At 52.6% G+C, this 19,918-nt stretch carries 18 protein-coding genes and 1 tRNA gene; 8 read left to right on the top strand and 11 right to left on the bottom strand.

Translation table 11 applies throughout. The features are described from left to right. Positions 1–91 precede the first annotated feature (91 nt). The 3 genes from prfB (at position 92) to ACSOSI_RS21050 (ending at position 2,959) form a co-directional block, all read left to right on the top strand. Positions 92–1,190 (top strand): peptide chain release factor 2 gene (gene prfB, locus ACSOSI_RS21060; RefSeq protein WP_112363199.1). Its coding sequence is split into 2 segments (ribosomal slippage): positions 92–166 and positions 168–1,190, totalling 1,098 coding nucleotides; the frame shifts between segments, so codons are not numbered across the junction. A 9-nt stretch (positions 1,191–1,199) separates the two neighbouring features. After that, positions 1,200–2,717, top strand: coding sequence for a lysine--tRNA ligase (gene lysS / locus ACSOSI_RS21055; protein ID WP_012146591.1), 1,518 nt, complete (start codon positions 1,200–1,202; stop codon positions 2,715–2,717). 168 nt (positions 2,718–2,885) lie between these two features. Next, positions 2,886–2,959 (top strand) — tRNA-Gly (locus ACSOSI_RS21050). A gap of 13 nt (positions 2,960–2,972) precedes the next feature. Here the strand turns inward: ACSOSI_RS21050 and ACSOSI_RS21045 are convergent. The 3 genes from ACSOSI_RS21045 to ACSOSI_RS21035 all read right to left on the bottom strand — a co-directional run bounded on the left by ACSOSI_RS21045 (position 2,973) and on the right by ACSOSI_RS21035 (position 5,824). Next, positions 2,973–4,202: a cysteine desulfurase-like protein gene (locus tag ACSOSI_RS21045; RefSeq protein ID WP_476706086.1), complete on the bottom strand. Its 1,230-nt coding sequence runs from the start codon at positions 4,200–4,202 to the stop codon at positions 2,973–2,975. Then, positions 4,199–4,813: a 2OG-Fe dioxygenase family protein gene (locus ACSOSI_RS21040; RefSeq protein ID WP_476706085.1), complete on the bottom strand. Its 615-nt coding sequence runs from the start codon at positions 4,811–4,813 to the stop codon at positions 4,199–4,201. The genes ACSOSI_RS21045 and ACSOSI_RS21040 overlap by 4 nt, the downstream gene beginning before the upstream one ends. Before the next feature lie 177 nt (positions 4,814–4,990). Further along, positions 4,991–5,824 carry an oxidoreductase gene (locus ACSOSI_RS21035; RefSeq protein WP_476706084.1) on the bottom strand — a complete coding sequence of 278 codons (834 nt, stop codon included), beginning with the start codon at positions 5,822–5,824 and terminating at the stop codon, positions 4,991–4,993. Positions 5,825–5,985: 161 nt separating this feature from the next. On the opposite strand from ACSOSI_RS21035, the gene ACSOSI_RS21030 reads away from it, so the two are divergent. Further along, on the top strand, positions 5,986–6,927 hold the full coding sequence (locus ACSOSI_RS21030; protein ID WP_218217314.1) for an AraC family transcriptional regulator: 942 nt from the start codon (positions 5,986–5,988) through the stop codon (positions 6,925–6,927). A 97-nt stretch (positions 6,928–7,024) separates the two neighbouring features. Here ACSOSI_RS21030 and ACSOSI_RS21025 read toward each other — a convergent pair whose 3' ends face one another. Beyond that, positions 7,025–7,462 carry a winged helix-turn-helix transcriptional regulator gene (locus ACSOSI_RS21025; protein ID WP_476706083.1) on the bottom strand — a complete coding sequence of 146 codons (438 nt, stop codon included), beginning with the start codon at positions 7,460–7,462 and terminating at the stop codon, positions 7,025–7,027. A gap of 87 nt (positions 7,463–7,549) precedes the next feature. Between ACSOSI_RS21025 and ACSOSI_RS21020 the strand changes: the two genes are divergently transcribed. Together ACSOSI_RS21020 and ACSOSI_RS21015 are read left to right on the top strand one after the other, a co-directional pair. Continuing rightward, entirely contained in the window at positions 7,550–8,491 is a 942-nt protein-coding gene (locus ACSOSI_RS21020) for an aromatic alcohol reductase (RefSeq protein ID WP_476706082.1), read from the top strand. 253 nt (positions 8,492–8,744) lie between these two features. Then, the gene (locus tag ACSOSI_RS21015) at positions 8,745–10,085 is read left to right on the top strand and encodes an anaerobic C4-dicarboxylate transporter (RefSeq protein ID WP_112363205.1); all 1,341 of its coding nucleotides are present in this window, start codon (positions 8,745–8,747) and stop codon (positions 10,083–10,085) included. Between the two features lie 163 nt (positions 10,086–10,248). Here the strand turns inward: ACSOSI_RS21015 and cspE are convergent, their stop codons facing one another. From cspE to ACSOSI_RS20995, 4 genes are all read right to left on the bottom strand, one after another. After that, positions 10,249–10,461 carry a transcription antiterminator/RNA stability regulator CspE gene (gene cspE, locus ACSOSI_RS21010; RefSeq protein ID WP_012146565.1) on the bottom strand — a complete coding sequence of 71 codons (213 nt, stop codon included), beginning with the start codon at positions 10,459–10,461 and terminating at the stop codon, positions 10,249–10,251. Between the two features lie 1,160 nt (positions 10,462–11,621). Beyond that, positions 11,622–11,927 carry a chaperone modulator CbpM gene (cbpM, locus tag ACSOSI_RS21005; RefSeq protein ID WP_012146564.1) on the bottom strand — a complete coding sequence of 102 codons (306 nt, stop codon included), beginning with the start codon at positions 11,925–11,927 and terminating at the stop codon, positions 11,622–11,624. After that, complete coding sequence (cbpA, locus tag ACSOSI_RS21000; protein WP_012146563.1) at positions 11,920–12,849, bottom strand: curved DNA-binding protein; 930 nt, start codon at positions 12,847–12,849, stop codon at positions 11,920–11,922. Before cbpA ends, cbpM begins: the two co-directional genes overlap by 8 nt. Positions 12,850–13,004: 155 nt before the next feature. Then, on the bottom strand, positions 13,005–13,574 hold the full coding sequence (locus tag ACSOSI_RS20995) for an HdeD family acid-resistance protein (protein WP_017893844.1): 570 nt from the start codon (positions 13,572–13,574) through the stop codon (positions 13,005–13,007). Positions 13,575–13,786: 212 nt separating this feature from the next. Here ACSOSI_RS20995 and ACSOSI_RS20990 point away from each other — a divergent pair, with 212 nt between their 5' ends. Further along, positions 13,787–15,553 carry an ABCB family ABC transporter ATP-binding protein/permease gene (locus ACSOSI_RS20990; protein ID WP_261137690.1) on the top strand — a complete coding sequence of 589 codons (1,767 nt, stop codon included), beginning with the start codon at positions 13,787–13,789 and terminating at the stop codon, positions 15,551–15,553. A gap of 43 nt (positions 15,554–15,596) precedes the next feature. Here the strand turns inward: ACSOSI_RS20990 and ACSOSI_RS20985 are convergent, their stop codons facing one another. Beyond that, positions 15,597–15,986 (bottom strand): tautomerase family protein, encoded by a 390-nt coding sequence (locus ACSOSI_RS20985; RefSeq protein ID WP_476706081.1) that lies wholly within the window; start codon positions 15,984–15,986, stop codon positions 15,597–15,599. A 140-nt stretch (positions 15,987–16,126) separates the two neighbouring features. Between ACSOSI_RS20985 and ACSOSI_RS20980 the strand changes: the two genes are divergently transcribed. Then, complete coding sequence (locus tag ACSOSI_RS20980) at positions 16,127–17,077, top strand: LysR family transcriptional regulator (protein WP_476706080.1); 951 nt, start codon at positions 16,127–16,129, stop codon at positions 17,075–17,077. A gap of 64 nt (positions 17,078–17,141) precedes the next feature. On the opposite strand, the gene lldD is transcribed toward ACSOSI_RS20980, so the two are convergent. Beyond that, the gene (gene lldD, locus ACSOSI_RS20975) at positions 17,142–18,284 is read right to left on the bottom strand and encodes an FMN-dependent L-lactate dehydrogenase LldD (protein ID WP_476706079.1); all 1,143 of its coding nucleotides are present in this window, start codon (positions 18,282–18,284) and stop codon (positions 17,142–17,144) included. 34 nt (positions 18,285–18,318) lie between these two features. Further along, positions 18,319–19,899, bottom strand: coding sequence for an L-lactate permease (locus ACSOSI_RS20970; protein ID WP_017893840.1), 1,581 nt, complete (start codon positions 19,897–19,899; stop codon positions 18,319–18,321). Positions 19,900–19,918 lie beyond the last annotated feature (19 nt).

The following is a 19,918-nucleotide window of genomic DNA, read 5'->3' as shown; positions in this document are numbered from 1 at the left end:
CGGCTATAAACTGACGCCTGGATCCGCTAGAATTACCGGTTCCAATGGCATTTCGCCATCGACGACATCAACGTAAAAGAACGCAAAAAACATGTTTGAAATTAACCCGGTAAAAAACCGAATTCAGGACCTGTCCGTGCGGACTGCCGTTCTTAGGGGGTATCTTTGACTATGATGCCAAGAAAGAACGCCTAGAAGAAGTTAACGCAGAGCTGGAACAACCTGACGTTTGGAACGAACCCGAGCGCGCACAGGCGCTGGGTAAAGAGCGCGCGGCGCTCGAAGCCATCGTTGAAACCATAGATCAGCTGGAACAGGGTGGCGAAGACGTCTCTGGCCTGCTGGAATTGGCGATTGAAGCCGACGATGAAGAAACCTTTAACGAAGCCGTCGTTGAGCTTGATCAACTGTCTGCCAAGCTGGAGCAATTAGAATTCCGTCGTATGTTCTCTGGTGAATACGACAGTGCTGATTGCTACCTGGATATCCAGGCGGGTTCCGGCGGCACCGAAGCACAGGACTGGGCCAGCATGTTGCTGCGCATGTACCTGCGCTGGGCCGAGGCCAAAGGCTTCAAGACCGAAGTGATTGAAGAGTCCGACGGCGACGTGGCAGGGTTGAAGTCCGCCACCATCAAGATCATCGGTGACTATGCGTTCGGCTGGTTGCGTACTGAAACCGGCGTACATCGCCTGGTGCGCAAGAGCCCGTTCGACTCCGGCGGCCGTCGTCATACCTCGTTCAGTTCGGTGTTTATCTACCCGGAAGTGGACGACGATATTGATATCGACATCAACCCGGCGGATTTGCGTATAGACGTTTACCGCGCCTCGGGTGCGGGTGGTCAGCACGTGAACAAAACTGAGTCGGCGGTGCGTATTACCCACTTGCCGACCAACATCGTAGTGCAGTGTCAGAATGACCGTTCTCAGCATAAGAACAAGGATCAAGCGTTTAAACAGCTGCGAGCCAAGCTGTACGAGTTTGAGATGCAAAAGAAAAATGCTGATAAACAGATGATGGAAGACAACAAGTCCGATATCGGGTGGGGCAGCCAAATCCGCTCTTACGTGCTGGATGACGCCCGAATCAAGGATTTGCGCACTAACGTTGAAACGCGCAACACGCAGGCCGTATTAGATGGCGACCTGGATAAATTCATTGAGGCAAGTTTGAAAGCCGGGTTATAAGGAACAGAAATGTCTGAGCAACAACCACAAGGCGCCGAACAGGCGCTGGATCTCAATAACGAGTTGCAGTCACGCCGTGAAAAACTGGCTGCGCTGCGCGAGAACGGCATTGCGTTCCCGAATGATTTCCGTCGCGACACCACGTCCGACAAGCTGCACGCTGCGTACGGCGATAAAGACAACGAAGAGCTGGAAGCACTAGGTGTAGAAGTCACCGTTGCCGGCCGTATGATGACCCGCCGTATCATGGGCAAGGCATCCTTTGTTACGCTGCAAGACGTTGGTGGCCGCATCCAGTTGTACGTCGCCCGCGACGATCTGGCGGAAGGCGTTTACAACGAAGAATTCAAGAAGTGGGACCTGGGTGACATCCTTGGCGCACGCGGCAAGCTGTTCAAAACCAAGACCGGCGAGCTGTCTATCCACTGCACCGAACTGCGCCTGTTGACCAAGGCACTGCGCCCGCTGCCGGACAAGTTCCACGGCCTGGCCGATCAGGAAACTCGCTATCGTCAGCGTTACCTGGATCTGATTGCCAACGACGAATCGCGCAAGACCTTCCAGGTGCGTTCTCAGATCATGGCGGCGATGCGTAACTTCATGGTGGAACGCGGCTTCATGGAAGTCGAAACCCCTATGATGCAGGTGATCCCGGGTGGTGCTTCTGCTCGTCCATTCGTGACTCACCACAATGCGCTGGACATCGATATGTACCTGCGTATTGCCCCAGAGCTGTACCTGAAGCGTCTGGTGGTAGGTGGCTTCGAGCGCGTGTTCGAAATCAACCGTAACTTCCGTAACGAAGGCGTTTCTCCGCGTCATAACCCAGAGTTCACCATGATGGAACTCTATATGGCTTACGCGGATTACAAAGATCTGATCGAACTGACCGAGTCGCTGTTCCGCACCCTGACCCAGAACGTGCTGGGTAATACTCAGGTGCAGTACGGTGATGAAGTGTTCGACTTCGGCAAGCCGTTCGTGAAGCTGACCATGACCGAGGCGATCAAAAAATACCGTCCTGAAACCGATCTGGCTGACCTGGCTGATATGGGTAAAGCGGTGGCTATCGCTGAATCCATCGGCATCAAGGTTGAGAAGAGCTGGGGTCTGGGCCGCGTAGTGACCGAGATCTTCGAAGAAGTGGCGGAAAGCCATCTGATTCAGCCGACTTTCATCACTGAATACCCGGCCGAAGTTTCACCGCTGGCGCGCCGTAACGACGTTAACCCGGAAATCACTGACCGCTTTGAGTTCTTCATCGGCGGCCGTGAAATCGGTAACGGCTTTTCCGAGCTGAATGACGCAGAAGACCAGGCACAGCGTTTTGCTGACCAGGCTAATGCGAAAGACGCAGGTGATGACGAAGCCATGTTCTACGACGAAGACTACGTCACCGCGCTGGAGCACGGCCTGCCACCAACCGCAGGTCTGGGCATCGGTATCGACCGTATGGTGATGCTGTTCACTAACAGCCACACCATTCGCGACGTGATTCTGTTCCCGGCAATGCGCCCACAGAAATAACTTCGCAGTAATGAATATCAACCGGCGCAGGTCTCTGTGCCGGTTTTTTTTCGTCTGAGGGGGAAGGTGAGAGGATGTTGCGGCTAACTGCTTAAAACATCAGCAGTTACGCGTTATCTCCGCTTGCCCGGCAGGGATAACCGGTTATAATGGCAGCCGCACACCGATGCGGGTGTAGTTCAATGGTAGAACGGCAGCTTCCCAAGCTGCATACGAGGGTTCGATTCCCTTCACCCGCTCCAAAACTTCCTGTCACTACCTTCCGCTGGCAAGTATTTCAAACAAAGTATCGATTTCTTGCAGAGTATTGTAATGCATCATCCCAATGCGCAGCACGCCGCCGCTGTCCTGTAGGTTCAACCGTCGAATTAACCCCAGTGCATAGAAGTGTCCGCTGCCGACGCAGATATTGTGTTGGCCAAGTCGACGGGCGATCTCCTCAGGCGCATGGCTGCTGAAGGTCAGGGCAAAGGTCGGGGTACGACGGTGAATGTCCGCCTGCGGGGTGCCATAGAGCTGCACGCCGTCGAAGTTCCGCAGGCCTTGCAAAAAGTACCTGCACAGGCTCTCCTCATGACGGTGATAGTCGGCAAAACTTTCCTGTAAACGCTGCCTTAAAGGAGCGCCTGCTGTACCCCATTGCGCCAGGTAGTCAATCGCCGCCGTTACACCGGCCAGCCCTTCGAAACTTTGGGTGCCGGTCTCAAAACGGCCTGGGCCGATGTCGGTGGCCGGCTCGACTTTATAGGGCTGCAGCCGTTGCAGCCATTGCGGCGCGATATAGGCCATGCCGATATGCGGGCCAAAGAATTTATAGGCGGAACACACCAGAAAGTCGCAACCCAGCGCCTGCACATCGATCAGGTTATGCGGAGCATAATGCACTGCGTCGACATAAACCTGCGCGCCGACCCGGTGGGCGGCTTCGGTGATGGCTTTAATATCGACGATGCTGCCCGTAACATTTGACGCATAGCTGACTGCGACCAGGCGAGTTTTGGCGGTAATCTTTTCGCACAGCCGGGCGGTATCCAAAGAACAATCCGCTTGTTGCAGGGGGATTTGATGCACGGTGACTTGCTTGTCATTTGCTGCCTGCTGCCAGCTGGAGACATTGGCGTAGTGATCAAGCTCGGTAACGATGATTTCGTCCCCGGCTTGCCAACTACGGCTAATGATGCGGCTGAGGTGGAACGTCAGCGAGGTCATGTTCATGCCAAAAACGATATTATCGGGCGAGGGTGCATTCAAGAAGGCGCGCACCGATTCCCTTGCATGATCCATCACCTCGGTTGTTTTATGGCTGGAAAAATAATGTCCGCCCAGATTGGCGTTATATTTCCCCAGGTAGTGGGTCATTTTCTCCAGCACCCCTTGCGAAACCTGAGAACCGCCAGGCCCATCGAAAAAGATAACGGGTTTGTCATCATAGCGTTGGGTCAGCGCACTAAACTGAGCCCGGGCGAGTTCGGGAGTAAATGTCATGCTTTTTCCCCTCGTGCGGTCAGAACAAACAGGTCAAGATGCCCCTCTTGTTCCGGGACAATGGCGCTGATCGGCGTGGCGTTATGCCATAGCTTACTGTCCGCCAGCAAAACGGCTTCGCCGTCCGCCAACACTTTTTTAAAGAACGGGGGCTGGTGATTATCGGCGTATAACATGATCTCGCCGCCGACAATATTTTGCCGATGAATACCAATCATCGCTATATGGTCAAAACCATCCTGATGGATCCCTTCCGGCGCCACCTGCGTTTCATTATCAATAGCGATCACGCGCATCTGATGAATTTCTATTTCCGTTCCTTCAGGTAAATCATTGCTTTCAGCAAACAGATTGCACATTTCTTCCATAGCGGCGCTTTGCAGTACGGCATCGTCAATCGGTTCGAAACGGCGCACTACGTTGCCCTGAAAGTGGTTGATCTCATCAGACTGAACGAAATTGCGCGGACCAATTTCTACCACATGACCATTGAGATGTTTGACGACCGAATAGCGGCGCAAACGGTACTTGCCGTCGGCGTGTTGTGTATGGGGCAAGCCAGAAAATGACGGCATTAATTGTTGGGTGGCCTGGTGGCTAAGTGCAGTCATACTTATTACGTTTTCGTGTTTATGTAACATAATCACCTCAAATATGAATCAAGACTGACTTTGTAGGGAGGTATTTCGATTGAATTGTAGTCGACACTATTGCCAACGCAATTTTTAGCCAGCGCCGACTACCTTCAAGCGATATGTTGCTGTAAACAAGAATGAACGCAGACAGTATTAGCTGTCGGTTGAGCGGCTAAGGGTTTCCCAGGCATCGATATCGGTATTCATTTGGTGCAGTTTTTCTCTGACATACATGACGGCGTCGCTGCCCAGCAGCAGTGATGCAGGGGGGGCTGGGCTGTTGATGAGTTGCAGGATGGCTTTGGCGGCCTTAACCGGATCGCCGGGTTGATGGCCGCTGCGTTTTTCGCGTGTTTCACGGATCGGTCCAAAACTCTGATCGTAATCACTGATGCTGCGTGGTGAACGCACCATCGAGCGCCCGGCCCAGTCGGTTCGAAAAGAGCCGGGCTGAATGGCGGTGACCGCAATATTAAAGGGCTTTAGTTCTTTGGTCAGCGTTTCTGAAATTCCCTGCAAGGCAAATTTGCTGCCGCAATAGTAGCTGATCCCTGGCAGGGTAATGAAGCCGCCCATGGAGGTTACATTGAGAATATGGCCGGCCCGGCGCGCCCGAAAATAAGGCAGGAAGGCTTTAATTACGGCCACTGCACCAAACACGTTGACCTCAAATTGGTGGAGAGCTTCACTCAGCGGCGATTCTTCCATAATCCCTTCGTGGCCATAACCGGCATTATTGACCAGAACGTCGACAGCCCCCAGTTCCTGCTCTACGGCATCGACCAGTGGGGCAACCGCAGCAAAGTGAGTGACATCGAGAATGCGGCCAAAGCAGCGGCCCGGCGCCAGGGTTTCGAATTCATCTTTGGCCTGCCGGTTGCGCAGTGTTCCGACCACGCGGTGCCCCGCTTTAAGCACTTCTTCTGCCAGTGCGCGACCAAAACCGCTGCTGACTCCGGTGATGAAAAATAATTTTGAATGGTTCATGGCACTCTCCTCAGTAATGTGGAGAAGCAGAATAGGGGGGACAGGATAAAATCCGTAGCCCAGATCCTCTCTGATGTTTGCCTATTCCTCTGAGCTGTCTGGACGAGGATGACGCTGAGTGTCACACTTCAATGACTTCCCACTTCTCTTTTCAGATGCCTATGACCTTCTTCATGCCAACGGTTACGGACCAAATGATTGAGCTTTTGGATCGGTTGACACCGCGTGAAGGCTACAACCTAACGGCCCTGGCGGACGTGCGCTTTTTACGATCCAACCGTCCGCTGATGCGCACGCCGGTTTTATATGAACCGGGGATCGTCATTGTGGTGCAGGGGCGAAAACGCGGATTTTTGGGGAACGATGTCTATTTGTATGATGCGCAGCATTATCTGATGGTCTCGGTTCCGGTGCCCTTTACCATGGAAACTGATGCCAGTGCTTCCGAGCCGATGCTGGCGATTTACATGCGGTTGGATTTCAGTTTGGCCGCTCAGTTGATGTTGCAACTCGACGATCGCGCTCCGGTGCTCAGCGAGCCGCCACGAAGTATGGTCTCGAGTCCGATGGATGACGCAATAAGCCGTTCGGTTTTACGTTTTTTACAGGTCATGGCTTCACCACTGGATGCCGAGATATTGGGGCCGGCGATGATGCGGGAAATTTATTACCGCGTAATGACCGGGGCGCAGGGGCAGATGTTGCGAAATGCGCTGACCACCCAAGGGCAGTTTGGCAAAGTGGCGAAAGCGCTGCGAAAATTGCACGCTGAATATGACTCGCATCTGGATGTGAATGCGCTGGCGAAAGAGGCGGGTATGAGCCTGCCAACATTCCATAGCCATTTCAAAACCGTGACCAATACCACGCCGATACAATATCTTAAGTCTACGCGACTGCATCAGGCCAGATTGCTGATGCTGCGAAATAATCTCTCCGCTTCAGCCGCCTGCGTGCGGGTGGGGTATGAAAGCGTTTCTCAGTTTAGTCGTGAGTTTAAACGTCTGTTCGGACTAACGCCGCTTAATGAAGTTGAGCGTATGAGGCACAACTTTTCGTTGCCTGCGCCAGTGACCCCTTCAGATTTTATTTCTTCTCATTGACCGGGAAGCTGCGCTTCACGAAATGGCGACCAGAGCACCGATGATGGCGATCAGCAGGATCCAAAACCATTTGGAGGTTTTTAGGTGTAAGTCCTAATTATAGCGCTGTGTTTTCACCTTGAACATCCATAGCTCCCGCCATAAATTTGCTACGGGAATCCCGGATCTCAGCCATGTTTGACAGGATCCATTCCCACATTGGCAGCATATTAATCAGCACGCCTTCGCCAATTGGGGTTAATTGATATTCAACGTGAGGATGCGGGTATTTTTGTTGGTAGTCGTGACGAGTAATCAATCCGTCACGCTCCAAATGGCGCAGTGTTCTTGTCAGCATGCGTTGTGTTACACCGGATAGCGCCCGGCCCAGTTCCGCATGACGTAAAGGCCCATGGGTGCCCAGCGTATAGATGATACTCAGAGACCAACGGTTGCCGGTATGCGCCAATACTTCACGTTTTAAGCCATCATCTTCATCGCTGAGCGCACTGCATATCGCGGCAAATTTTGTTTTTTGTTCGTCGTTGAGTTTCATTTCATCCTCACAGTATCAACGGTGTGCCTGATTGCTCCCCTGCTATCAGGCTGACAGGATATGGCGACCAATACAGCAGGAGAGAGTATGAGCATCTCAAATAGTCGTCAAATATCTAATATTCTGATTCTGGGAGCCGGTGAACTTGGCATGGCCATGTTGAAGGGATTTGTGAGGGAGAAGGAACGGCGGCCTGATGTCGAACTGACGGTACTGCTGCGGCCTTTATCACTGGGCAATACCTCGCAGGAAAACCTGTTGCGTCAAAGGCAGCTCGAAGCATGGGGGATTAATATCGTTACCGCCGATTTTAGCCTGCAATCGGAACAAGAACTGGCAACGGTTTTTGCCAAGTATGACGCCGTCATAAACTGTAGTGGATTTGTCGGCGGTAAAGGAACACAGCTTAAAATTACTCGTGCGGTTCTGTTAGCCGGGGTGGCCCGTTATTTCCCTTGGCAGTTTGGCGTCGATTACGATCGTATCGGCATGGGAAGCGGTCAACCGGTATGGGATGAACAGCTTGCCGTGCGGAGTCTGTTACGTGCGCAGCAGGGGACAAATTGGGTCATCGTATCGACCGGAATGTTCACCAGCTATCTTTTCGACCCCGGCTTTGGGGTGGTTGAGCGGGAGCTCCACAGGGTTAATGCACCGGGTAGTGCTGACTATTCGGTCACCCTGACCACGCCCGAAGATATTGGTCGACTGACGGCGAAGATTTTCTTCCAGCGGCCACGGATCGACAATGATATTATTTATATCGCAGGGGACAGCATGACTTACCGTCAGTTGGCTGAACTGCTTGGTGAGCATGACCGATGTGCTTATACGCTGGTGGTCGAGGATCATCAGGCTTTGCAGGATGCTGTGGCTGAGTCACCTGAAAGTCTCACCGCGGCCTACCGACTGGCGTTTGCCCGTGCTGATGGTGTCTCCTGGGATAAAGCGAAAACCTACAATGCTCGGCAGGGTATTGTGGTGACGGATGTTCGGGGATGGCTGAAACAACATTGCCCCGACGTTTAATTAAGACTGCCGGCATTGTCGGCAGTCTTAAGGGAAATTTATAGCTATATTTATTTACCGAAGTTGATGATAATCAATTTCCATTTTTTTACAAAACAAAAACAATAATAACTTTATTTAAACAAGCTGAGTTCAAGTTATTTCCTCTGGTGTTTTTTTAACTTAAAAAACCATATGTTTGTGATCGCTATCCCTCAATGAAAATGAAAATAAGTTAACTATTAACCTTCTTAACAATAATAATGAGGTTAGCATGTTATTTACCATTCAACTTATTGTCATACTGATCTGTCTATTTTATGGAGCCAGAAAAGGTGGGATTGCACTGGGGCTGCTCGGCGGTATTGGATTAATCATCCTGGTTTTCGTTTTTCATTTACCGCCCGGAAAACCGCCGGTGGATGTCATGCTGGTTATCATCGCCGTAGTGGCCGCATCGGCGACGCTGCAGGCATCCGGTGGGCTCGACGTGATGCTGCAGATTGCCGAGCGTATGCTGCGCCGCAATCCTAAATATGTCTCCATCGTCGCTCCCTTTGTGACCTGCATCCTGACCATTCTTTGCGGTACCGGGCATGTGGTATACACCATTTTGCCGATTATTTATGATGTGGCAATCAAGAATAACATTCGCCCGGAAAGGCCGATGGCAGCCAGTTCTATCGGGGCACAGATGGGTATTATAGCCAGCCCGGTATCCGTCGCTGTGGTGTCGCTGGTCGCCATGTTGGGTAATTTTACCTTCAATGGCAAGCACCTCGAGTTTCTCGATCTGCTGGCCATTACTATTCCCTCGACCCTGTGCGGCATTCTGGCTATTGGTATATTCAGTTGGTTCCGGGGTAAGGATCTGGATAAGGATGAAAAGTTCCAAAGCTTCATTTCAGACCCAGAAAACTATAAATACGTTTATGGCGAAACGGCAACGTTACTGGATAAGAAATTGCCCACCAGCAACTGGGTGGCTATGTGGATTTTTCTGGCTACCATAGCTATTGTTGCGCTATTGGGCGCTTTTTCTGAACTACGGCCATTAATTAATGGGAAACCACTTTCCATGGTATTGGTCATCCAGATGTTTATGCTGTGTGCAGGTGCAGTAATTATTATCGCGACCAAAACGAACCCGGCCAATATCTCAAAAAACGAGGTTTTCCGTTCAGGCATGATTGCCATAGTGGCGGTTTACGGTATTGCCTGGATGGCCGAAACCATGTTTGGTGCGCATTTGGAAGAGATAAAGTCCGTACTGGGAACCCTGGTTAAAGAGTATCCCTGGGCTTACGCTATCATTTTGCTGCTGGTTTCCAAGTTTGTTAACTCCCAGGCCGCTGCACTTGCAGCCATCGTCCCTGTCGCATTGGCTATCGGTGTTGATCCGGCCTATATCGTAGCTTCTGCCCCCGCCTGCTATGGCTACTATATTTTACCCACCTACCCAAGCGATTTGGCGGCTATTCAGTTCGATCGCTCCGGGACAACCAACATCGGACGGTTCGTCATCAACCACAGTTTCATCATGGTGGGTTTGATCGGGGTTTCCGTATCCTGCGTGATGGGTTGGGTGCTGGCCGCGGCCTACGGGTTCTTATAACGGGGGGCGTAGCGCTGGATAATACTGTTTGTTGATGAGTCACTATTTTTCTTAGATGTGAAATGCAAAAAACCCGCTCAACGCGGGTTTTTTATCACTAATGCTTAACTGCTCAGGCTGGTGCCTTCATCGCTATCGTAAGTCTTCGTGAGGTTATCGGCGATTAAAGCGCGATAACATTAACAGCAGATGGGCCTTTAGCGCCGTTCTCAATCGAGAACTCTACTTTCTGACCTTCATCCAGGGTTTTAAAATCGCTGCTCTGGATGGCGGAGAAATGTACGAAGACATCTTTGCTGCCATCTTGTGGAGTGATAAAGCCGAAGCCTTTGTCAGCGTTAAACCATTTTACTAAACCAGTCATTTTGTTAGACATAGATATATCCTTTTCATTTTTTGAGCCACTCAACGTGGCGAACATGGCCTGTTTTGCAGATTTTTACTTATGGGGCACTTAGGAGGAGGCTCATGAAGAAGGGTATCTAGAGATAACGCTTGAACTGAGAACTGCTTTACTAAAACTGCTTTCATAAGGTCTGTGTTCCAAACCGATGCCGCCATAGTAGGCTTGGTTTGATTTATTAAGCAAGGATTAATTTCCTTAATGTCATTGGCAGGCCAATATTTCCTTGGTGCCGCATGAGGGATAATGACAGGACTCAGGCTGTGTGGCAGGCATCTTTTATCGTCATGTGGCTGATGCATAAAAGATAAAAGCCCTGACAATGGTTGCCAGGGCTTTTAAGGTACTATCGACTTCAAATTTAACATTAATGAACTTACTGATTTCTTACTGCTAAGGTACTACCATTAAATGTACATGTTTATCACAGATAATATTGGGCGAACTAAAACCTCCCCTATATTTACCAGTTTACGTTTATCATCAATCCTAATAGATATTCAAAGATTGATGGCTTAACCAGGTACATCTCCCCTCGCGATATAGACTCTTTGATGCGTGGCCTCACTTCTATTGCGATCTGTTGCACTAAACTGAAGAATCGCAAACAAAAAACAATTAGAACATGGCCTTACATCATCGCGTGTTGGTACACACCCTGCGATTGTAGGTACTGACTACATGGCCTGAAAGCGTCATCAATAGAGAATGTTGCTTATCTCGATACTGATGCCCATACAAAAAATACTTCGTGGCCTTTATCGCAAAAATAACTGTAATAACTAAACTTCAATACTTTTACCTTTATCAACAAGCTATTATTACGCTGTTGATGATTACTAATCTACTGGTTTTTTAAGGGGTGTCAATACTGTTTTTAATAACATGTTTTTAATGACATGTCTTTATTAACAGTATTCATAATAATCATCGACTAAGCATCATGGAACGCTTATTTTTCAGCCTCAAATCTTGAGTTTTAGGAGGTTTATTATGCTTGAAATTCGTACAGTGGCGGTAGGGTAAAACTTATTTTTTAATTAATTAATGAAAACAAAATTATAGTGGAACAGCAGAGAATGGCAGTGTCTGACATAGCCCGCTGCAGAAGCAACGGGCTGGTTTTGATGCTATCAGGGCTTAGCGATAAAGCGGGCCAGCCGTTGATGCAATTGACTGTTCTCTTTACGTAAATGCTCAATTTCTTCCAGCAGCGTCAGCGTTACCGCAATTCCGGGCCAATCCAGAGCCAGCTCGCGATGCAACTGCTCAGCGCGATGGAAGGTGATTAATGCACGATCGTCAAAGATCCAGTCTTCAGTCTCGGGATCGCGCGGTTGAATCACACCCAGCCCGACAATTTCCGTTAGCTCATCCTGTGAAACGCCGGTATGCAGGCAAAACTCGGTAATGGTGAAAGTTACTGTTACGTTAGCCATTTTGCTTACTCCAGTCTTTGCGCGGATCGAAGCTCTGCTGGGCTTCTGCCAACTGTTGCCACAGCGCGGCGCTTTTTTCGTCCGGCTTCGGTGGCATCATGACCTTGATCACGGCATACAAATCCCCGGTTTCTTTTTTGCCGACCAGGCCTTTTCCCTTGATGCGCAAGCGCTGCCCGGTTTGGCTACCGGCAGGAATGGTCAACAGGATACTGTCTTTCAGTGTGGGTACCGGTACTTTGGCGCCGAGTGCGGCTTCCCACGGGGCGACTGGCAGCACGATCTCCAGATTATGACCGACGATGTCGAACAATGGATGCGGAGCAATGCGGATGATCAGATAGAGATCGCCGCTGGCGCCACCGTCAGTTCCTGGTCCGCCCTGGCCCTTAAGACGAATGCGTTCGCCATCGCCAACGCCGGCGGGGATTTTCACATTAAGGGTTTTAGGAATTTCCTGCTCCACCATGCCGAAAGCGTTATATACCGGCAGGCTATAGCGAATGGTACGGGTTTGCTCGGCCTGGGTTTCTTCCAGGAAGATAGCCACTTCCATTTCAACATCCTGGCCACGCATGCCCTGACGTCGTTGACGATGTTGTTGGCCACGGGCATGTTCGCCGAACATGGAGGAGAAAATATCGGAAAAATCTTCGGCGTTATGAGCACTGCCATGCTGCGTCTGGCGGCCAAAATTGGGATCGTTGCGGTGCTCTCGCAGTTGATCATATTCGGCGCGGCGTTCGTCGTCTTTCAGCACTTCATAGGCTTCGGCGACCAGTTTGAACTGTTCCTCGGCATTCGATTCGGTGCTGACGTCGGGGTGATATTTTCGTGCCAGTCGGCGATAGGCAGTTTTGATTGCCTTGAGATCGTCCGCCGGCTTAACCCCTAAAATGGCATAGTAGTCCTTGAATTCCATAGCGTTATCATCTCACTTCAATCTTTCGTCAGGGGGATAGTTGAACCTGTATTGGGTGAAACTTTACTCTTAGTCGGGCTGTTTGTCGTTGATGTCCCGATGTCATCAGGCGGTTTGGCAACCAAAAAGCGGAGCCGGGTGGCTCCGCTGCGGGATCATGTCCGTTTCAGGAGTCGGGCAACCTGGAACAGGCTGAAAGAGCTGAACAGCATTTCAATGCCGACAATGGTGGTCACTAACACCACCGACGTCACGGGATCGGCGCTCAGCAGCAGCCAGGCAATCGCCAAATCCAGAACGCCAATCACCAATTGCAACCAGCTTCCTTTAACTTCACGCAGCTTATAGCCGGCGATCAGACGAGCAATCCCACCCAGCGCAAACAAGGCGGCGAGATAAATTGCCATGGCGAAAATGCCCACCGCCGGGTTGGTGATAAAAACGTAGCCGATAATCAGGTAAGCCACCCCGAGTAGAATGCCGCCGATCATCGGCCAGGTATTTTGCAACCGGTTGGCAACCATGGCGAAAATCAGACCGAATCCACTCAGCAACAAGAAAATCCCCACGACCATACTGATCGCCGCGCCGGAGGCGAAGGGGCTGAACAGGCAGAAAAGGCCGCCCAGTAACAGCAGTAGCGAGATGATTAACAGCGGGGTGCGTTGTTTCTTTAGGCTCTGTTCGTCGATGTTCAACGAATGAAGATGATTCATATTTAACATGATGTAACTCCCTTGTTTTGAATGTCCTGTACTGTTCACCACTGAGTATAGTGGAACACGCTGCCTTGAGGATGATGCATGGCTGCGGTGTTTTTCCTCCGGTACCAAAAAGAGCCTCGCAGGTGGATTACATAAGGTTTTTCATGGCATACGTGCCAGAATAGAGATAAAACCGATGCCGCTATGCTGACCGAGATAATAGATATCCGATGATGGCTCCTTCCCGCTTACTGAAATTTCTGCTGCCTTATCTTTGGCCTAAAGATAACCCTAAACTGCGTTATTACCTGGTTATTGCCTTTGCTTTCATGGTGATTTCCAAGGTCAGTATCACGCTGGTGCCGCTGGCATACAAAGCGATGATCGACGCCCTGAGCGGCGAAACCGCCAAAATGCTGGCCATCCCCATAGGATTGATTTTGGCCTATGGCGTCGCCCGTATCGGTGGGGCGTTATTTGAAGAGCTGCGCAACGTGATGTTTGTACATGTCAGCCAGAATGCCACCCGATTACTGGGGCTGCGGGTTTTCAGACAGTTGCACGCGCTGAGCCTGCGCTTTCACCTGGAGCGCCAAACCGGCGGGCTATCGTTATCGATCGAACGCGGTACTCAGGCGGTGGCAACGGTGCTTTCGCGGCTGCTGTTCTCCATTTTCCCCATTTTGTTCGAGATCACCCTGGTCGCGGTGATCATGTGGCATCTGTTAAACGGTTGGTTTGCACTGGCCATTTTGCTGACGGTCGGCTGCTATATCCTGTTTACCGTGATGGCGGTCAGTTGGCGTAGCCGCTTTCGGCGCGAGCTTAATCAGGCGAATGCCGATGCCAATACCAAATCTATCGACAGCCTGCTCAATTATGAGACGGTAAAATACTTCGGTAACGAAGACTTCGAGGCCGAGCGTTTTAATATGTCGCGCCGGTTGTATGAATATGCCGCCATCAAGAACCAGTTCAGTTTTACCGCTCTGAACCTCGGGCAAACTGCCATTATTTCCATCGGCCTGATCGTGATGATGGCGATGGCGGCGCAGGGCATTGTGCAAGGGCGCATGACGATTGGTGACTTTGTATTGGTGAATGCCTATCTGCTGCAACTCTATCAGCCGCTGAATTTCTTCGGTTTTATTTATGCCGAGGTCCGGCAGGCGCTGATCGATATGGAAAACATGTTCGATTTGTTGCAGGAAGAGCAGGAAATCGTCGATCGGCCGGATGCGAAGGCGCTGCACCTGGCTGCTGGCGAGGTGAGTTTTGACTCGGTCAGCTTTGGCTATGATGCGCGTCGGCCGATCCTGAAAAACGTCAGCTTCACTATTACGGCCGGTAACACGGTCGCGGTGGTCGGAGCCTCGGGGGCGGGCAAGTCCACGCTGTCCCGGTTGCTGTTTCGTTTCTATGACGTGAGCGGTGGCTCGGTCTCGATTGACGGCCAGGATATCCGCAGCCTGAAACAGGCCAGCCTGCGTGCGGCGATCGGCATCGTGCCGCAGGACACCGTATTGTTTAACGATACGCTGGGCTACAACATTGGCTACGGTAAAACCGGCTCGAGCCAGGACGAGATCGAGCGGGCCGCCAGGTTGGCGCATATACATGAGTTTATCGTCAGCCTGCCCGACGGCTATCAAACCCGGGTGGGGGAGCGTGGACTTAAGCTGTCCGGCGGTGAAAAGCAACGGGTGGCGATTGCTCGTACCATTCTGAAAAATCCGGCGATCCTGGTTTTCGACGAAGCCACCAGCGCGCTGGATACCCAGACCGAACGCGAAATCCAGTCGCACTTACGTGAAGTGAGCCGTGACCACACCACGCTGGTGATTGCGCACCGTTTATCGACGGTAGTGGATGCCGATGAAATTATCGTGCTGGAGGCCGGTGAAATCGTTGAGCGCGGACGGCATGAAGCCTTGCTGGCCGCCAATGGCCGCTATGCTGCGATGTGGCAAAACCAATATAACGACGAACAGCAGCCCTGAAGGTGTTGACCCCGGGCGCTTTACTGCGCCTGGGGATTATCGTTTATAGATCGCCGGTCAGGTACTGCGCTACGCCGTTGCCGAAACTCCAGTCGCCCTGACTGTTGGTGGTGATTGACACCATCAGGTCACTGCCTTCAATCCCACAGTTCTCCTTCAGCTCCCGGCTGAGATCGGCATAAAAACGATGTTTCTGCTGCTCGGGTCGCGGGCTGGTAATCACCCGTACCACCACCAAATCGCGGGTGCGAGTCAGGTTAAGGCCGGTGTCTTCAATCACCATGTGGTGAGCCTTGTTTTCATGAACAATCTGGTACCTGTCACGCGGCGGTACCTCAAAGGCGCTGAGCACCGCTCGGTGGGCAGCATCGAGCAGGGTTTTCAGTTCGGCTTCGCTGCGGCCCTCAATGACTTCAAAGATAAGTAATGGCATTTTTATAATCCTGTCAGTGGGTTAATCTCGATATGAGGCAGCGAGTCATCTTCGCCTTTGAGAACCCATCTTAGCCAAGCGGCGGTGTGGGAAGAAGCGCTATACTTGAACTCATTGTTTATATAAATGAACAGTCGACGATGAAAAACCCAAAAATAGAAACCCTGTGGACCCATTTGCACTGGCTCACCGTGCTGGCCGAGCAGGGCAGTTTTACCCGTGCTGCGGAGCGGCTGGATGTCAGCAAAGCGGCGATGAGCCAAAAAATCAAAGAGATTGAAACCTTGGCCGGGGTGCCGCTGGTGCAACGCACGACGCGCAGCGTCAGACTGACCGATGCCGGGCTGCGACTGGTGGAGGAACTGCGCCAGCCTTTCGCGCAGATAAAGCAGAGTTTCTCCGGCATTTGCGATTCGGCCGGGCCGCTGCGTGGTTCGGTGCGGGTGACGGCCCCGGTGGCATTTGCCCGCCAGCAGCTGGTGCCACGTATTACCGGCTTTCTGCGTGCTAATCCGGAGGTGCGGTTGCAGCTTGAGGTTTCCGACCGGCTGGTGTCGTTAACCAGCGAAGGGTTCGATATGGCGATCCGTCACAGTGACAGCCTGCCCGATACCCATGTCGCCTGGCGACTGTGCCAGACCGAAACCTTGGCGGTGGCCTCGGCAGACTACGTGAAACGGCACGGCATGCCGGTTTCACCGGCCGATCTGCAACGGCATCAGTGTCTTTATTATCCCCGCAGCAGTGAATCCCCGAGCTGGAGCTTTGTCGCCAAACAGGCAGCAGAGGGCAAGACAGAAAAGATTCGGGTGCCGGTCAGCGGCCCGTTTGCCACCAACAACAGCGAGTCGATACGTGATGCGGCAGCGGAAGGCTTGGGCATTGCCCTGTTGCCAGACTTTAGCGCGCAGCAGGCATTGGCAGACGGCAGATTGATTGAGGTATTACCGGCCTGGCGGCCGATAGATGCCTTTGCTGACAGCCTTTATGTGGTACGCCCTTATGCGCCCCAGGTCTCGCGAGTGGTGGCAGAATTCAGCCGTTATCTGCGCAGTGCCTTTGCCGAGGGGTTTTCGTCTGCCGGGTGCTGAATTGCCAGCGTTACCACCCACCAAGGCTGGCGCAATGGTAACGCTAATTATAAGAACGATGTGATTAACGCAGCCCCTGGACCAGCGAGTCGGCGCTGATGTCCGCGATGGTTTTCGCGCCGATCAGCGTCATGGCAACGCGCATTTCTTTATCGATCAGCTCGAGCAGGTTGGCGACTCCGGCCTGCCCGGCGGCGGCCAGCGCATAGGCAAAGGCGCGCCCCAGCAGCACGCCGTCGGCGCCCAGAGCAATCATGCGCACCACGTCCAGCCCGCTGCGAATACCGGAGTCGGCCAGCAGGGTAATCTCGCCTTTTACCGCCTCGGCAATCGCCGGCAGCGCATGGGCAGTGGACAACACGCCGTCGAGCTGGCGGCCGCCGTGGTTGGATACCACAATACCGTCGGCACCAAAGCGCACCGCATCTTTGGCGTCTTCGGGATCCAAAATGCCTTTGATGATCATCGGGCCTTGCCAGAACTCGCGGATCCAGTCCAGATCCTTCCAGGAGATTGAGGGATCGAAGTTGGCGCCCAGCCAGCCGATATAGTCTTCCAGGCTGGTGGGTTTGCCGCGATAGGCCGAGACGTTGCCCAGATCGTGCGGCTTGCCGCACAGCCCGACGTCCCAGGCCCACTGCGGATGGGTCACCGCCTGCAACATGCGGCGCACGGCGGCATTGGGGCCACTCATGCCGGAGTGGGCGTCGCGGTAACGCGCACCGGGCACCGGCATATCGACGGTGAATACCAGGGTTTTCACCCCGGCGGCTTTGGCGCGCTCCAGCGCATTGCGCATAAAGCCCCGGTCTTTCAATACGTACAGCTGGAACCACATCGGCCGATCGATTGCCGGTGCCACTTCTTCAATCGGGCAAACAGAGACCGTCGACAGGGTAAAAGGAATGCCTTTCTGCGCGGCGGCTTTGGCTGCCTGGACTTCACCGCGTCGGGCGTACATACCGGTTAACCCGACCGGGCCGAGGATCACCGGCATCGCCAGTTTTTCACCGAACAGGTTGGTTTCCAGGCTGAGGTCGGACATATTGCGCAGTATGCGCTGGCGTAGCGCGATGCCCGCCAGGTCTTCCGTGTTGCGTCGTAGCGTGTGTTCCGCGTAGGCCCCGCCGTCAATATAGTGAAACAGAAAAGGCGGGAGCTTAGCCTGTGCTGCGGCCCGGTAATCGGTTGAAGCGGAGATGATCATATTTATACCTTATTTCGATAATGGGCTTTTACGCTCAGAGGATCATTGCCTGCGCCATCACAGCGGCGATCCCCCCGTACACCAACATGGGCAATACGGTCTTTTTGATAATTTTGCCTTCGGCATTGCCGATCCCGAGGATTGAGCAAACGGCGATAATATTGTTCAGGCATATCATGTTGCCCATCGCTCCCCCGACGGATTGCAGTGCCAGCGTCAGGTTGACGTTTAGCCCGCTGCTCAGGGCGATTGACTGCTGGATGCCGCCGAACGTCAGGTTGGAAACGGTATTGGAACCGGAGAAAAACGAACCCAGCGCCCCAAGGAAAGAAGAGAACAGCAGCCAGCTTTCCCCCGTCAATGCCGCCAACGCCTTGCCGATGAGGATCACCGGCGCATTGTCGCCGCCCAGCATCATCAGGTTGACCATCACCAGCGCACCAAACAGGGCGATAAAGGGTTTAGCCACGCGCCCACCGGTTTCTGCGAACATCTGTTTTACCTGCCTGCAGTTCAGCCGGAACAGGGGAATACACAGCACGACCACCAGCAAGAAAGGGATCAGTGCGGGTACATACAGCGTTTTGTAGCTGGCGGCGGCAGAAGTGCCGAACACCTGCTGCAATTCAATGATCAGGGCATTGCTGACGCGTAGCTCACCCACGTTACCGAGGCTCCCTTGCCACAGCAGTGCGCTGCTGTTGAGCAGCGCTTTGATGCCCAACTGGTGGATACGGGTCACTATCAGAATAGCAATCAGCAGCAGGGTCGGGGTCATTGCCTTGATGACCTGAACGAATGGCACGGCCTGGGGAGATGTTTTGCCTTCGCAGCGGGTCAGGCCGATGCCGGCACGCGCCAACAGCACCGACAGCATCAGGCCAATGGCGCCGCCCACCAGAGCCGGGAATTCATAGTTAACCTGTGCCAGCAGCAGGTAAGGCACCGTGCAACTCAAGACGCTGAGTAAAATAAACGGCAGGTTATAGCGAATTTCACGCCAGGAAACGATAAAACGCAGCGCCAGCAATGGGATAACAAATCCGGCGACAAAGTGGATCAACGCGGTCTGACGGCCAATTTCCAGCAGGCTGGCATCGGATAACCCCAAATTGGCAAACCCGAACCAGGTGGGCGTGCCGACGGCACCGAATGAGACGGGAACCGAGTTCATGACCAGCGTCAGCAGCGCAACGCGCAGGGGGTTAAAGCCTAGCCCGACCAGAATGGGGGCGGCAATGGCGGCTGGCGTGCCGAATCCGCTGGCACCTTCAATCATAAAGGCGAATGCCCAACCGATAATCATCAACTGAGCAACCGGATTGGGGCTGATATTTTCCAGCCAACGACGAACCACGTTTTCCGCACCGCTGATTTGCATCAGCTTATTCAGCAAAATCGCGCCGGCAATAATGGTTATCGGGGTGAAAACCGACACCAGTGCGGTAATGATATTGGCGTGCAGCAGCAGGGGCAGACTGTCGAACCAAAACATTTGCACGCCATACACGGCAGCGGCCGTTAAGGGCAGCGCGATATAAGAGGGCACACCGTTCTTTTTGGTCATCATCCAAATCAGCAGGACGATCGGCGCAATACTGAAAAACAGGGACATAAGAGCCTCAGCGTTATTA

The organism is Serratia sp. AR11, assembly GCF_056376275.1.
This window is presented reverse-complemented; position numbering and strand designations above follow the sequence as displayed.